General features: G+C 72.0%; 16 protein-coding genes. 9 read left to right on the forward strand and 7 right to left on the reverse strand.

The features are described from left to right. Window positions 1-36 precede the first annotated feature (36 nt). Window positions 37-2,604 (forward strand): LuxR C-terminal-related transcriptional regulator, encoded by a 2,568-nt coding sequence (locus tag ACFWYW_RS15490; protein WP_379615737.1) that lies wholly within the window; start codon window positions 37-39, stop codon window positions 2,602-2,604. Here ACFWYW_RS15490 and ACFWYW_RS15495 read toward each other — a convergent pair. From ACFWYW_RS15495 to ACFWYW_RS15505, 3 genes are read right to left on the reverse strand one after another with little or no spacing between them, the layout of a single operon-like run. Next, window positions 2,558-2,875: a hypothetical protein gene (locus tag ACFWYW_RS15495; protein ID WP_379615735.1), complete on the reverse strand. Its 318-nt coding sequence runs from the start codon at window positions 2,873-2,875 to the stop codon at window positions 2,558-2,560. The two genes, ACFWYW_RS15490 and ACFWYW_RS15495, sit on opposite strands and share 47 nt — an antisense overlap. Next, complete coding sequence (locus tag ACFWYW_RS15500; RefSeq protein ID WP_379615733.1) at window positions 2,872-3,558, reverse strand: hypothetical protein; 687 nt, start codon at window positions 3,556-3,558, stop codon at window positions 2,872-2,874. The genes ACFWYW_RS15495 and ACFWYW_RS15500 overlap by 4 nt, the downstream gene beginning before the upstream one ends. Further along, complete coding sequence (locus ACFWYW_RS15505) at window positions 3,551-4,177, reverse strand: TetR/AcrR family transcriptional regulator (RefSeq protein ID WP_379615731.1); 627 nt, start codon at window positions 4,175-4,177, stop codon at window positions 3,551-3,553. The genes ACFWYW_RS15500 and ACFWYW_RS15505 overlap by 8 nt, the downstream gene beginning before the upstream one ends. Before the next feature lie 78 nt (window positions 4,178-4,255). Between ACFWYW_RS15505 and ACFWYW_RS15510 the strand changes: the two genes are divergently transcribed. Together ACFWYW_RS15510 and ACFWYW_RS15515 are read left to right on the forward strand one after the other, a co-directional pair. After that, window positions 4,256-5,407 (forward strand): histidine kinase, encoded by a 1,152-nt coding sequence (locus ACFWYW_RS15510; protein WP_379615729.1) that lies wholly within the window; start codon window positions 4,256-4,258, stop codon window positions 5,405-5,407. After that, window positions 5,398-6,027: a response regulator gene (locus ACFWYW_RS15515; RefSeq protein WP_379615727.1), complete on the forward strand. Its 630-nt coding sequence runs from the start codon at window positions 5,398-5,400 to the stop codon at window positions 6,025-6,027. Before ACFWYW_RS15510 ends, ACFWYW_RS15515 begins: the two co-directional genes overlap by 10 nt. Here the strand turns inward: ACFWYW_RS15515 and ACFWYW_RS15520 are convergent. Then, complete coding sequence (locus ACFWYW_RS15520) at window positions 6,020-6,439, reverse strand: VOC family protein (protein ID WP_379615724.1); 420 nt, start codon at window positions 6,437-6,439, stop codon at window positions 6,020-6,022. The two genes, ACFWYW_RS15515 and ACFWYW_RS15520, sit on opposite strands and share 8 nt — an antisense overlap. A 22-nt stretch (window positions 6,440-6,461) precedes the next feature. Here ACFWYW_RS15520 and ACFWYW_RS15525 point away from each other — a divergent pair, with 22 nt between their 5' ends. The 5 genes from ACFWYW_RS15525 to ACFWYW_RS15545 are packed head-to-tail and all read left to right on the forward strand — an operon-like array spanning window position 6,462 to window position 9,702. Next, the gene (locus ACFWYW_RS15525; RefSeq protein ID WP_379615722.1) at window positions 6,462-6,893 is read left to right on the forward strand and encodes a GNAT family N-acetyltransferase; all 432 of its coding nucleotides are present in this window, start codon (window positions 6,462-6,464) and stop codon (window positions 6,891-6,893) included. After that, window positions 6,890-7,684, forward strand: a complete 795-nt coding sequence (locus tag ACFWYW_RS15530) for an MBL fold metallo-hydrolase (RefSeq protein WP_379615720.1) — start codon at window positions 6,890-6,892, stop codon at window positions 7,682-7,684. The genes ACFWYW_RS15525 and ACFWYW_RS15530 overlap by 4 nt, the downstream gene beginning before the upstream one ends. A 42-nt stretch (window positions 7,685-7,726) precedes the next feature. Further along, the gene (locus tag ACFWYW_RS15535; protein ID WP_379615718.1) at window positions 7,727-8,323 is read left to right on the forward strand and encodes a PadR family transcriptional regulator; all 597 of its coding nucleotides are present in this window, start codon (window positions 7,727-7,729) and stop codon (window positions 8,321-8,323) included. Window positions 8,324-8,332: 9 nt separating this feature from the next. Further along, window positions 8,333-8,725, forward strand: a complete 393-nt coding sequence (locus tag ACFWYW_RS15540; RefSeq protein WP_379615716.1) for a hypothetical protein — start codon at window positions 8,333-8,335, stop codon at window positions 8,723-8,725. An 11-nt stretch (window positions 8,726-8,736) separates the two neighbouring features. Next, on the forward strand, window positions 8,737-9,702 hold the full coding sequence (locus ACFWYW_RS15545; RefSeq protein ID WP_379615714.1) for a GNAT family N-acetyltransferase: 966 nt from the start codon (window positions 8,737-8,739) through the stop codon (window positions 9,700-9,702). Here the strand turns inward: ACFWYW_RS15545 and ACFWYW_RS15550 are convergent. The 3 genes from ACFWYW_RS15550 to ACFWYW_RS15560 form a co-directional block, all read right to left on the reverse strand. After that, entirely contained in the window at window positions 9,689-10,072 is a 384-nt protein-coding gene (locus tag ACFWYW_RS15550) for a Rieske (2Fe-2S) protein (protein ID WP_379615712.1), read from the reverse strand. The genes ACFWYW_RS15545 and ACFWYW_RS15550 overlap by 14 nt on opposite strands. Window positions 10,073-10,083: 11 nt before the next feature. After that, entirely contained in the window at window positions 10,084-11,415 is a 1,332-nt protein-coding gene (locus tag ACFWYW_RS15555) for an ATP-binding protein (protein WP_379615710.1), read from the reverse strand. Between the two features lie 650 nt (window positions 11,416-12,065). After that, the gene (locus ACFWYW_RS15560; RefSeq protein ID WP_184959038.1) at window positions 12,066-12,737 is read right to left on the reverse strand and encodes a response regulator transcription factor; all 672 of its coding nucleotides are present in this window, start codon (window positions 12,735-12,737) and stop codon (window positions 12,066-12,068) included. Between the two features lie 122 nt (window positions 12,738-12,859). On the opposite strand from ACFWYW_RS15560, the gene ACFWYW_RS15565 reads away from it, so the two are divergent. Further along, entirely contained in the window at window positions 12,860-13,318 is a 459-nt protein-coding gene (locus ACFWYW_RS15565) for a hypothetical protein (protein ID WP_379615708.1), read from the forward strand. Window positions 13,319-13,592: the final 274 nt, after the last annotated feature.

Below are 13,592 nucleotides of genomic sequence, written 5' to 3' on the forward strand. Positions count from 1 at the left end.
GGATCCAGACGATGAGATCCGGGAGGAGGGGCTGCGATGAGCAATCGATGGCCATTCATCGGACGGCAGGGCCCGCTGGCCGCCGTCCGCCGGGCGCTGCGATCCTGCACGGGAGCGATGATCGCGGGCGAGGCCGGAGTGGGGAAGAGCAGGCTGGCGGCCGAGGTGGCGGCGGGCCTGACGGAGTACTGCGTGGTACGGGCCCTGGGCACGGAGACCGCGGCGATGATCCCGTTCGGGGCGTTCGCGCACGTGCTGGGCGGGCCGCCGGACGGCGGGGAGAACCTGCTGGGCTGGGCCGCCCGGCATCTGCGGACCCGGGCGGGCCAGGCCCCGCTGCTGGTCACCGTGGACGACGCGCACCGGCTGGACGCCGCCTCGGCCGCGCTGCTGCACTACCTGGCCACGCGGGGCGAGGCGGCACTGCTGGTCACCGTACGGACCGGCGAGCCCGTGCCCGAGCCGGTGGCCGCCCTCTGGAAGGAGGAGCTGGTCACCAGGATCGAGCTGGCGCCGCTGACCCGCGACGAGGTCAGCCAGGCGCTCACCGCGGCGCTGCGCGGCGACGTGGCGGCCGAGACCGTACGCCACCTGGCGCGGGTGAGCGAGGGCAACATGCTCTACCTGCGCGAGCTCGTCCACGCCGGGCGCGACCTCGGCTGCCTGTCCGAGCAGGGCGGCCAGTGGCGCTGGCGGGGCGGGCTGTCGATGACCACCCGCCTGCGCGAGCTGGTCAGCGAGCGGATCGGGCATCTCGACCCGGACGAGCGCGAGGTGCTGGAGCTCGTGGCGTTCGGCGAACCGCTCGGCACCGACCTGCTGGTCACGATGGCCTCGGCGGGCGCGGTCGAACGGGTGGAGGACCGCGGGCTCATCGTCGCCGACGGACCCGGCATGCGGCTCGGCCATCCGCTCTATGGCGAGGTGGTGCGGGGGCGCTGCCGTACGCTCAGGGCCCGGCGGCGGCTGCGCACGCTGGCGGAGTCGCTGGAGGCCAGCGGGATGCGCGGACGCGACGACATGCTGCGCGCGGCCGTGTGGCGGCTCGACAGCGGCTCGCCCGCCGACCCGCGCATGCTCCTGGTCGCCGCGCACCTGGCGTGGGGGCGCCAGGACCCGCACCTGGCCGCCCGGCTCGGCCGGGCCGCGGTCGAGGCGGGCGCGGGCATCGAGGCGGTGGCGCTGCTCGGGCAGGTGCTGACGATCCTCGGCGACACCGGCGGCGCGCAGGAGGTGCTGCGCCGTCAGGGCGGCTCCGGCGCCACCGACGCCGAACGCGCCCAGCACGCGCTCGCGCTCGGCGTCAACATGCTCTGGTCCGGCGACACCCACGAGGCCGGCCGCGTCTTCCAAGGCGCCGCCGACACACTGGCCGACCCGGCCTGGCGCCAGGAACTGCTCGTCCACCGCGGCGTCGTCGACTTCTTCACCGGCCGCCTCGACGCCGCGGAGCACACGCTCACGCGCGCCCGCGACCTCGCCCCCGACACCGCGCCCGGCAGCGGGCACCTGGCCGCGCTGGAGTCCTGGGTGAGCGCCCACTCCGGCCGCAGCGCCCGCTGCGTGTCCGTCGTGGAACGTGCCATGGCCGACGCGGACGCCTGGCGCGACCGCGCCCCGCACGCGCTGCCGGTCATGCTGGACGCGCGGTGCGCGGCCCACCTGTTCGCGGGGGAACTCGCCGACGCCGCCCGCGTCGCCGTCCAGGGCACCGAACTGGCCGCGCCGGACCTGTCGGTCTGCGGATTCGGCGTCTACCGCGCGCGGATCTGCCGCCTGCGCGGCGACGTGGCCGCCGCCCTGCGCTGGTGCCGCGAGGATGTCGTACGGCTGCGCGCCCGCTCGCCGTACCTGGGCAGGTGCCTGGCAGAACTGGCCCACTCGGCGGCGCTCCTGGGCGACCTGGAAACCGCCAGAAAGGCGTTGACCGAAGCCGAAGAACTGGCCGGATGCTGGAACTACACGCTCCAGCCCGTGCTGCTGGCCAAGGCCTGGCTGGCCGCCGCCGACGGTGACCTCGACGGGGCCGTTCGGACGGCGCTGTCCATGGCCGCCGACTGCCCCTACCTGGGCTACCGGATGCTCGCTCTGCACGACGTCGTCAGAATGGGCGCCGCCGACCTGGTGACCGGCCCGCTGGACGAGCTGGCCGGTCGGATGGAGGGCCCCTTCGCCCAGATCTGCGTCCGCCACGCCCGCGCCGCCGCCCGCAACGACCCGCCCGGCCTGCGCGCGGTGGCGGCCGAGTTCGAGTCGCTCGGCATGGTGTTGTACGCCGCGGAGGCCACGGCGCAGGAGGCCGCCGCCTACCGCCGGATGGGCCGCGGCACCGCCGCCAAGGGCGCCCAGACCCGCGCCTGGGCGCTGGCCAGGCGCTGCCCCGGCGTCACGACCCCGGCCCTGGTCGAACTGGCCACCCCGGACCTGACCCCGCGCCAGCGGGAGATCGTCCAGCTCGCCGCGGCCGGCCTGACCAACCGCCAGATCGCCGACCGCCTCACCCTGTCCATGCGCACCGCCGCCAACCACCTGCAGGCGGTCTACGACAAGCTGGGCGTCAACGACCGTACGGAGGTGGCCCGCCTGCTGGGGACGAGCTTCTAGTCCCACCCACGTACCAGAGCCCCGCCGCGCCCACCAGGCACAGGAGGGCGGCCGCCGTGATCGGATAGGAGTAGTCGGTGTGTGCGGCGATGATGTTCAGCGCGATTGAGGCCGACACCAGCAGGTTTCCCCAGCCGCTGATCCGGTTCAAGCGGTGCCTGCGCAACCACGGCGTCCAGGGCGGGAAACGGTCGAAGAAGATGACGTACGCGGCCACGACGGTGTTGGCGGCCAGCAAACCGAGGGTCACCCAGGTTAAGGCGATCATCACCTGTCCAGTATGACCCGTTTCAGGGTGGTAAGGCGGACGTGCGGGCCGGCGATGGTGGCGTGGGCGAGGTCGGCGGCCGGGATCTCGGTCGTGCCCGGCGCCTCGCCCGCGTGGTCGTCGCACCAGGCGACCACCTTCTTGGGGTCGGTCAGCGGCGCGGCGAAGTGGACCAGGCTGATGTACCAGCGCTCCCTGGGCCACGACTCGAACGCCCCGCGTACCCCCAGCGCCTCGTCGTACCGGCGCTGGAGGGTCCAGATCGTGTCGTCCTCCGGGTAAGCGAAGGCGAGGACGCCACCGGCGTGCGGGCTGACGCCCTCGACGCGCATCCGCACCGGCGGCAGCCCCCGGGCCGCGGTCCGCAGGGCGGCGGCGAAGGTCAGCAGGGCCGGGTCGGCGGCGGGGATCACCTGCCGGTACGCCTCCAGCGAGCGGAGGGTGACGTGCAGGACGCCGCGGCCGTGAGTCCAGTGGCCGGGGCCCGCGGCCTCGCCAGCCGCTCTGGCCAGCGACTCCAGGCGGTCCAGCGCGGGGCCCGTCGGGCGCAGGATGGTGGTCATGCCCCAGCGCGGGCTGCCTTCGGTGAAGGGGAGGTCGTGGGTGGACTCGCCGTCGAGCAGTGCCCGCCGCCCGCGGGTCTGGAAGGCGGCGTAGTCGGCGGCGAGCTCGTTGCGGCTACGCATCCGCGGCGACGGCATAGGTTCCGAGGGAGGGCTCCAGCAGGTCGAAGGCCATGCGCCCGGCCTCGGTCAGCGCCGCGGCGATCCCGTCGTGGTCCTGGCCGTCGAGCACCCGGGCCAGCGTCTCGTCGAACAGCAGCCGGTGTGCCGCCCCGAGCTCGGCCGCCGCGAGCCGGGGCAGGAAGCCGGGCTCGGTCTCGGCCGCGAGCCGGTCGGCCAGGGCGGCCTCCCGCTCGTCGTGGAACTCGCGGAGCCTGGCCACCAGCGCGGGACTGTCGGTGATCATCCGGGCGAACTCCAGGGGTGCGAAGCCGATCACCGGGTCCTTGCGTTCCACCGCGGCCAGGAAGGCGGCACGGAGCGCGGCCAGCGCCGACTGACCGGCGGGCCGCTCGGCGACCGTGTGCGCCAGCCCGGAGACGAACGCGTCGCCCAGGTCGAGCGCCAGGTCCTCCTTACGGGGGAAGTAGTTGGTCACCGTCATCTTGGCCACCTGCGCGGCGGTGGCGACGTCGGCGATCGTCACCTTGTCGTAGCCGCGTTCGAGGAAGAGCCTGGTGGCGTGCTGGGAGATGTTCTCCCTGGTCTGCTGCTTCTTCATCGCGCGGAGCCCTGTCGTCATGCCGCCATTTTGGCATGACCGACTCAACTTTGTCATTGACCTAAATTTAGGTTTCCGCCCTCTGGTTACCTTGACGGGGTGAGCACCTCCGCCCTCGAAGCGCTCGGCTCCCGGCCGCTGCCGTTCCTGCGTTCGTCCTGGCCCTGGCGGGCGCTGGCGTACCTGCTGGCCGGAGCGGTCTTCTGCGTCGTGCCGCTGGTGGTGGCGGCGTTGTCGGAGGTGCTGCCCGGATGGGCCGCGGTGGGCGCCGGGATTGTCGCGCTGGTGGCGTTCGGGCCGTTCGTGACGCGCTTCGAGCGGTGGCGGATGCGGCTTGTGGACCTGTCGCCGGTGCCCGGGACCCGGGAGCGGCGGCGGGAGATCGGTCTTGCCGTGCTCACGCTGGTCGCGTTCTGGTGGATCGACCTGGCGATCGTCGGCGTCGCGGTGGGCGGGCCCATCCTGCTGGTGCTCTCGCCCGTGGTGCAGCCGGATTCCGCGGGCGGGGTCGCAGTGGCCGGGTCGCTGGTGGGGGCGGCGCTGGTGCCCGTGGGGGCGTATGTGCTGACGGCCTGGGCGGGGGTGCGCGCGGCGATGGTCAGGGCGGTGCTCGCGCCCGAGCGGGCGGAGCTGGAGGAGGTCAGGCGGTCGCGGGCGCGGCTGGTCGACGCCTTCGAGGTCGAGCGGCGCCGGATCGAGCGCGACCTGCACGACGGCGCGCAGCAGCGGCTGGTCGCGCTGACCATGACGCTCGGGCTGGCCAGGCTGGACGTTCCCGACGAGGCCCCGCTGGCGCGTACGCTCGACCGGGCGCACGCCGAGGCCAAGCAGGTGCTGGCCGAGCTGCGGGAGCTGATCCGCGGGGTGCACTCCCAGGTGCTGACCGACCGCGGCCTCGCCGCCGCCGTCGGCGAACTGGCCGCGCGCTCGGCCATCCCCGTGACGATCACGACAGATCTGGACGTACGGCTCCCGCCGCCCGTGGAGATCGCCGCCTTCTACGTGGCCAGCGAAGCCCTCACCAACGCCACCAAACACAGCAACGCCACCAACATCACGATAAAAGTGGAAAAATCGCGTGAAAGCCTGTCGATCGCCGTCACCGACGACGGCCGCGGCGGCGCCGACACGGCGGCGGGAACCGGGCTCACCGGCCTGGCCGACCGGCTCGACGTGGTGGGCGGCAGACTGTCCCTGTCCAGCCCGCCGGGCGGCCCGACCACCATCAGAGCGGAGATCCCGTGCGCGTAGTCATCGCCGAGGACGCCGTCCTCCTGCGCGAGGGCCTGGTGAGCCTGCTCGAACGCTTCGGCCACCAGGTGGCCGCCGCCGTCGGCGACGCGGACGCCCTGCTCGCCGCGGTCCGCGAGCACGCGCCGGACATCGTGCTCACCGACGTGCGCATGCCGCCGGGGTTCGCCGACGAGGGCCTGCGCGCCGCCCTGGAACTGCGGCGCGACGGCCTGCCCGTGCTCGTGCTCAGCCAGTACGTCGAGCAGACCTACGCCGCCGAACTCCTGGAGACCGGCACCGGCGTCGGTTACCTGCTCAAGGACCGGGTCGGCGACGTGAAGGAGTTCGCCGACGCCCTCGGCCGGGTCGCCGCCGGCGCCACCGTCGTGGACCCCGAGGTCGTCCGGCAACTGCTCGGCCGCCGCCGCGACCCGATCTCCCGCCTCACCCCGCGCGAGCGCGAGGTGCTCTCGCTGATCGCCGAGGGCCGGGCCAACGCCGCCATCGCCAGGGAACTCGTGGTCACCGAGGCGGCCGTCGCCAAGCACATCGCGAGCATCTTCGCCAAGCTCGACCTGCCGCCCACACAGGACGGTCACCGCCGCGTACTGGCGGTGCTGGCCTACCTGACTAGGTGACGCAGAACTCGTTGCCCTCGGGGTCGGTCATCGTCACCCACGAGTGCGGTCCCTGCTGTCCCCGATGCGAGAAGCTCGCGCCCCTGGCGGTCAGCCGTTCGACCTCCGCCTCGACGTTGTCCTGACCGACCTGGACGTCGAGATGGACCCGGTTCTTGACGGTCTTGGACTCGGGCACGAGCTGGAAGAGCACCCGCGGATGCCCCTCGCACCGGATGGCCACGCCTTCCCGCCAGCGAAGTTGCCCGTCGTGCACGATGGTGTCGGCCTCGGTGGCGAACCCCTTGGAGACCATGTCGCGGATGAAGTCCGCGTCCTGGGGTTCCACCTCCCAGCCGAGCGCGTCCGCCCACCAGTCGGCCTGCGCGTGCGGGTCGGCCGCGTCGACGCTCACTTGGAAGCCATAGCTCATGTTCGACAACATAGGCCAGACCATGCCTGAAACGATCCGCCGCGCCGAGCCCCGCGACGCCGGGGCGCTCACCGCGCTCATGCACGCCTCCAGCGCCTACCACGGCGAGTACGCCACGATCCTGGAGGGATACCAGGTCACCGCCGCGTACATCGCCGCCCACCCGGTCTTCACCACCGACGGCCATCTCGGCTTCTACGCCCTGGTCGGCGACGAACTGGACCTGCTGTTCGTCGCCGACCGGGCGCAGGGCACGGGTCTCGGCCGCCGCCTGGTCGAGCACATGCTGGCCCAGGCCCGCGCGGCCGGGCTGACCCGGGTCCGGGTGGTCTCCCACCCGCCCGCCGAGGCCTTCTACCTGCGCATGGGCGCGGTACGCGTGGGCACGTCGCCGCCGAAGCCGCCGAGGATCACCTGGGAACGGCCCGAGCTGACCTTCGGGACGGGCGCGTGAACGAGCAGTGGCAGGAGGTCGGCGACCGCGTCTTCGTACGCAGGCACGAGTCCGTCGACCTCAACGTGGGCCTGGTCGTCGGCGACGGGCACTGCCTGGTGTTCGACACCCGCATGTCCCACCGGGAGGCCGTGGACCTGATCGCCGCCGTCCGCCGGATCACGCCGGATCCGTGGACCGTGGTCAACAGCCACGCCCACTGGGACCACTTCTTCGGCAACGCCATGTTCCTGCCCGCGGAGATCTGGGGGCACGCCCGGTGTGCGGAGGAGATCAGGTCCGGCGGCGAGGCGCAGCGGGCGGGCGTGCTGGGCTTCGTGGCGGAGGAGCGGCGGGCGGAGGTCGAGGAGATCGACCTGGTCGCGCCCGACCACACCTTCACCGACCGGGCCACGCTCGACATCGGCGGGCGGGCCGTACATCTGCGGTATTTCGGGCGGGGGCACACCGACAACGACATCGTGCTGCACGTGCCGGACGCCGGGGTGGTCTTCGCCGGAGACCTGGTCGAGGAGGGCGCGCCGCCGGCCTTCAGCGACTCCTACCCGCTCGACTGGCCGGCCACGATGTCCGCGATGCTGGCCGGCCTGCCGGAGCCCGTGATCGTGCCCGGCCACGGCGCGGTCGTCGACCTCGCCTTCGCGCAGGGCCAGCGTGACGAGCTGGCCGAGGTCGCCGCACTGGCCCGCCGCGCCCACGCCGAGGGCCTGCGCGACCTGATCGGCCGCTTCCCCTACCCGGAGGACGTGGCCCGCCAGGCGATCGAGCGCGCCTTCAAGCAGCTCGACTAGCCGGTACGCACTAGTGCATAATGCAATATAGAAGGAGGCAACATGGCGCGTCGTCCCGATCTGGTGGGCCTGACCGTGCTGGCCATGCTCTCGGTACGCGCCAGCCACCCGTACGAGCTGCACCGCTTCATCGTCGACACGCACAAGGACTACGTGACCGGGCTCCCGAGAAGCCTGTACCACGCGGTCGAGAAGCTCGCCGGCGACGAGCTGATCGTCCCGGTGGAGACCACCAAGGAGGGCCGCCGCCCCGAGCGGACGGTCTACGAGATCACCGGCGAAGGCCGCAAGGAACTGTCCACCCGGCTCAGGTCGCTCCTGCAGAGCCCCGGCGGCGACCGCCGCGCGTTCACCGCGGCGGTCTCGCTGATCGGCTGCCTGCCCGTGCCCGAGGCGCTCAACGCGCTGCGGTCCAGAGCGGCCTCGGTACGCGGGCTGATCACCGCCATGGACGGACACGTCGCCGCCATGCGCGACAACGGCCTGCCCGAACTGCTCATGATCGAGGTCGACTACGAGCGGACGCTGAGCCAGGCCGAGCTGTCCTGGATGGACGACCTGATCGCGCGGCTGGAGAAGGGCGAGCTGTCCTGGCAGGGGACGCTCACCCGCGAGCTGATGGAGAAAACCCTCGAATAGGAGGAAACCGTGAAGAAGCTCATCACCGAGGTGTCCGGCGTGGTCGAGGCCCCTGGCGCCAAGGTCTGGGACGACCTGGCGCGGAGCCTGCTGCCCGGCGGCCACCAGGAGGGCCGGTTCACCGTGGAGGACGCCCCCGGCCACACCTCGACCGTCGAGGTCGCCGGGCGGACCATCGCCTTCCAGGGCGGGTGGTGGTACCGGGGCGAATGGAGCGTCGAGCCGCACCCGCAGGGCTCGCTCCTGGTCCACCGCGTCTTCAACGTGGCGACCTGGATGCGCTGGGGCGTACCGCTCGCCAACCGCTTCTTCGTCGGCTTCAAGGAGTCCACCCGGGAGGGCTTCGCCGAGCGGCTTGTCCAGCTAGGAAATCGTTTGGGGTGTTCGACCAGGCTGGCTTAGGCTGCCGCTCCATGAGCATCACGTGGGGGCCGCTGCGCAAGGACGACGCCGGACGATGGGCGGAACTGACCGCCGCGATCCAGGCCGTCGACCAGGACGGCGAGAACTACGGCGCAGAGGACCTCACGGAGAGCCTCACCAGCCCGCTGGTCGACCTCGCCGAAGGCACGCTCGCCGCCAGGGACGGCGACCGCCTCGTCGCCTTCGCCTTCCTCCCGATCAGGCAGACCGCCCCGGAAGTGCACCGGATGGGGCTGTGGGCGGGCGTCCACCCCGAGCACCGCCGTACCGGCCTCGGCACGCGCGTCCTCGACTGGGCCGTCGAGGCCGCCCCGCGCCTGCACGAGCGCGCGTACCCCGGCAGGCCGCTCGAACTCCAGCTCCACTCCCGCGACACGCAGGTCTGGGCGGCGAAACTCTTCGAGAGCAGAGGCTTCGCCCAGGCGCGCTGGTTCTTCCAGATGGAACGCGACCTGGCCACCGAGATCGAGTCCCGCCCGCCCGCCGCCGGCCTGCGCCTCACCACCTGGACCCCCGACCGCGACGCGGGCGCCCTGAACGTGCGCAACGAAGCCTTCAGCGGCCACTGGGGCACCACCCCCCACACCCCGGCAAGCTGGAAGGAAAAGATCACCGGCACCCGCGCCTTCGTCCCGGAAGGTTCCTTCCTCGCCCTCGACGGCGACGAGGTCGTCGGCATCCTGATCACCCACTACTTCGCCGCCGACACCGCCGTGACCGGCGTGCGCGAGGCGTGGATCCAGATCATCGGCACCCTCGCGCCCTGGCGCGGCAAGGGCGTGGCGAGCGCGCTCATCTCACACGCCCTCACCGAACTCAAGAGTCAGGGGTACGGCAGAGCCGGCCTCAGCGTCGACGCCGACAACGGCACCGGAGCACTCGGCGTCTATGAGCGCTCCGGGTTCACCGTGGTCCAGCGCACCTCCGCCTATACGAGGATGCTCACGCCAGCCTGATCTTGCCGCCCGCCACCTTGATCTTCTTGCGGGGGAGGGCGCGGGTGGCCGGGCCTTGGACGACGGCGCCGGTGGAGATGTTGAACTTGCTGCCGTGGCACGGGCAGTTGATCGTGCCGCGGCTGACGCCGGCCAGCGTGCAGCCCTGGTGGGTGCACTTGGCGCTGAAGCACCGGAAGACGTTCTTCTTCGGCTGGGTGATCACGTACTTGTTCTTGATGATCCTTCCACCGCCGACGCGAATGTTCTTCGTGAGGGCCAGGACCGGCTTGGCAGACTCCGCGTCCGCGTCGGCCCGGCTTGGCCACAGGAACACGATCGCGGCGCCGGTGAGGGTGCCGCGGGTGACTAAGGCACGGCGTGTGAGCATGGTTGCCTCCTTCAACCGTCCACACGTACCGCATCGGCGTAGTGGTTCATGGGGAAACGTGCGACAAATCCCCCGGAGATGGCGTGCACGGTGCCGCCGTGGAGCGTCGCGATGTCCCTGGCGATCGGCAGGCCCAGACCCGCGCCACCGGCATCGCGCGCCCTGGCCTCGTCCAGCCTGGTGAACCGGCCGAACACCGCCTCCCGCTGCCCCTCCGGAATCCCCGGCCCGTCGTCCTCGACCTCCAGCACCGCCGTCGTACCCTCCCGGCGGACCCGGACCACGACGGTCGAGGCGGCATGCCGTACCGCATTGCTCGCGAGGTTTGTCACGAGTCGGCCGACGTGCCCGCGCGCACCCTCGATCACCACGTCCGGCTGCACGTCCAGCTTCAGCTCCACCTCGGAACGGCGCTCGACCCGCACGGCCTCCTCGGCGGCGATCTGGCCCAGGTCCACGTCGGCCGCCTGGAGTGGTTCGCCCGCGTCCAGCCGGGCCAGCAGGAGGAGGTCACCGGCCAGCGCCTGCAGGCGTTCGACGTCGGCGAGGGCCTCGGCGGTCAGCTCGCTCGGCTCGGCCAGTTCCAGCCTGGCCCGCAGGGTCGCGATCGGGCTGCGCAACTCGTGGGCGGCGTCGGCGACGAAGCCCTTGTGCCGGTCGACCGCCGTTTCCAGCCGGTCGAGGGTGCCGTTGACCGTAGTGGCCAGGGCGGCGATCTCGTCCCCCGAACGCGGGACCGGGACCCGCTGGTGCAGGTCGCGGGCGGTGATGTCGGCGACCTTGGCCCGGATGGCCGCCACCGGGCGCAGCGCCCGGCCCACCGACAGCCACGTCATCAGCGCCACCACCAGCAGCAGCGCGGGCACGCCAGGAAGCAGCACGCTGTTGAGCGTGGTCAGCGCCTCCTCCGCCGGGGCCAGCGAGGAACGCGCGAGCACCATACCCGGCCCCATTTCCGTGGCCACCGACATCCCCACCACCCGGAACCCGTCGACCTGCTCCCAGGCGGTGGTGAACGTCTTGCCGTCCGCACTGAGCATGACGTCCGGATCGACGAGGGTCGTCTGGTAGGGCTGGGTAGTGCCGATGGTGGGCTGATAGGGCAGGGTAGTGCCGGTCAGGGTGGCCATTTCGGCCTTCTGCGCATCGGCCCGCGCCACCGACGCCTGCAGAACGGGCGCCGCCTCGACGGCCCGCCGGGTGGCGTCCGCGTCGACGCTGGCCAGGAGGCTGCCGCGCATGGACTGGGTCAGCACGAGCGCCGTCACCCCCAGGGCCAGGGCCACCACCAGGGTGGCGGCTAGGGTGGCGCGCAGCCGTACCGAGGAGGCCCCCTCCCGCACCCGAGCAACCAGAGACCCACCCACCCGACCCCTCCCCGAGCCCAGCCCCCGCACCTCGTCCCCCCGCACACCCCGCCGCCCCCGAGCCCCCCGCACAGCCCCGTCCCCCCGCACAGCCCCGTCCCCCCGCACAGCCCCGTCCCCCCGCACAGCCCCGTCCCCCCGCACAGCCCCGTCCCCCCGCACAGCCCCGTCCCCCCGCACAGCCCTGTCCCCTCGCACAGCCCTGTCCCCTTGCGGAGCCCTGTCCCCTCGCACAGCCTTGCGCGCCCGCACACCCTCGTGCTCCTCCGCGGCCATGTGTGCTCGCACGGTCTTCCGCCCGCGAGCAGCCGAGGCGTCCGTGCGCATTTCCGCAGCCGCGGGAGCGTCTTGGCGCCCCCTTGCGGCCGGGGCATCCGTGCGCATCTGCACGGTAGCGGGAGTGTCCTGGCGCGCCCGCACGGTCTTGTGCGCGCCCGTGGTCTGCTGGTCCCGCGTGGTCTGGCGTTCCCTCGCGGTGTGCGCCCCCGTGGCCTCGTGTTCCCTCGCTGCCTGGCTTTCACCCGTGGTTTTGTGCTCTCGCGTGGCTGGCTGAGTGGTCTTGGGCAATTGAGCGGCGGGGTGCGGGTGGGGCTGGGGGTTGTGGGGGGTTGTGTCGCCGTTGCCGGTCATTCCGCCTCCAGCCGGTAGCCCGCGCCGCGGACGGTCACCAGGGTCGTCCTGCCGAACGGCAGATCGATCTTGCGGCGCAGCGCGCTGATGTACACCTCGATGATGTTCGCGTCACCGTCGTAGGAGAAGTCCCAGGCGGCGGCCAGCAGGTCGCTCTTGGACACCACCTCGCCCGCCCGCCTGGCCAGCCCGTGCAGCACCGCGAACTCCTTCGGCGTCAACGACACCTCCGTCTCACCCCTGCGGCAGCGCAGCCCGGCCGGGTCGATCACCAGGTCCCCGACCGTGATGGACACCGGCCGCTCCCGCCCGCCCCTCCGCACCAGCGCACGCAACCGGGCCAGCAGCACCACGTACGAGAACGGCTTGGCCAGATAGTCGTCGGCGCCGGTGTCGAGTGCCTCGGCCTCGTCGTAGACGCCGTCCTTGGCGGTCAGCATCATGATCGGCGTCCAGTTGCCCGCCTCACGAAGCTTGGCGCAGACGGCGTAGCCGTTCATCCGGGGCAGCATCACGTCGAGCACGATCACGTCGTAGTCGTTCTCGGTGGCCATCCACAGCCCGTCGCGCCCGTCGTAGGCCACGTCCACCGCGAACCCTTCGCCGGTCAGCCCGCCCTTCACCAGGTCGGCCAGCCGCTGCTCGTCCTCAACCAATAGCACTCGCACGCCTCTCAGAGTGCAGCAAGCCACCTAAAGCCAACCTGAAGATCATTTAGGGCGCCTTCAGCCTCTCTTCAGGTACGGCAGAGCAGATTCGTTCCCGTCCGACCCACACGACAGGAGAATTCATGTTCAAGCGCCGCGTAATGGTCCTCAGTGCGGTAGGCGTGCTGGGGCTCGCCGCCCTGGCCGGATCGGCGATGGCCGACGAGACACCCGCGCCCGGCGCAGGCGGCAAGGTCGTCTGCACCGACGAGAACGGGAAGGTCATCGCCGAACTCACCCAGGCGACCAAGGCGATCGCCATCGACAAGGACGGCAAGGTCACCACCTCGGCCGACGCGGAAGGCGTGCCCGCCGAGGGCGCCACGCCCACCTCCGGCAAGGACGCCGAGAAGGCCGACGACCCGGTCAAGGGCGGCGTCCTGGAGTTCACGGAGGCGGTACCCGCACTTCCGGCCGAAAAGGGCACGGAGCAGGGCGGCAAGACCGAGGCCGGTTCCAAGCCTTCGCTGACCGTGATGGGCGCCCCGCCCGCGGAGGGACTGGCCAAGACGATCTCCATCAAGTGCGCGAAGGTCGACTAACCACACCGGCAGCCATTCCTCACCGTCAACCAGTCCCGCACCGGTGCCATGCCCCCGCAGGGGCAACGGTCCCGCACCGGTGACATGTCCCGCACCGATGTCATGTCCCGCACCGATGTCATGTCCCGCACCGGTGACATGTCCCGCACCGATGTCATGTCCCGCAGCGGCGGCCACGACCGACCACGGCTGACCCCGACCGATCGTGACTGGCCACGATCGATCAGGGTCGACCATGGCTCGCCGTAACCGACCACGATTGGCCACGACCGAC

The organism is Nonomuraea sp. NPDC059023, from assembly GCF_042740095.1.
GTDB lineage: Bacteria > Actinomycetota > Actinomycetes > Streptosporangiales > Streptosporangiaceae > Nonomuraea.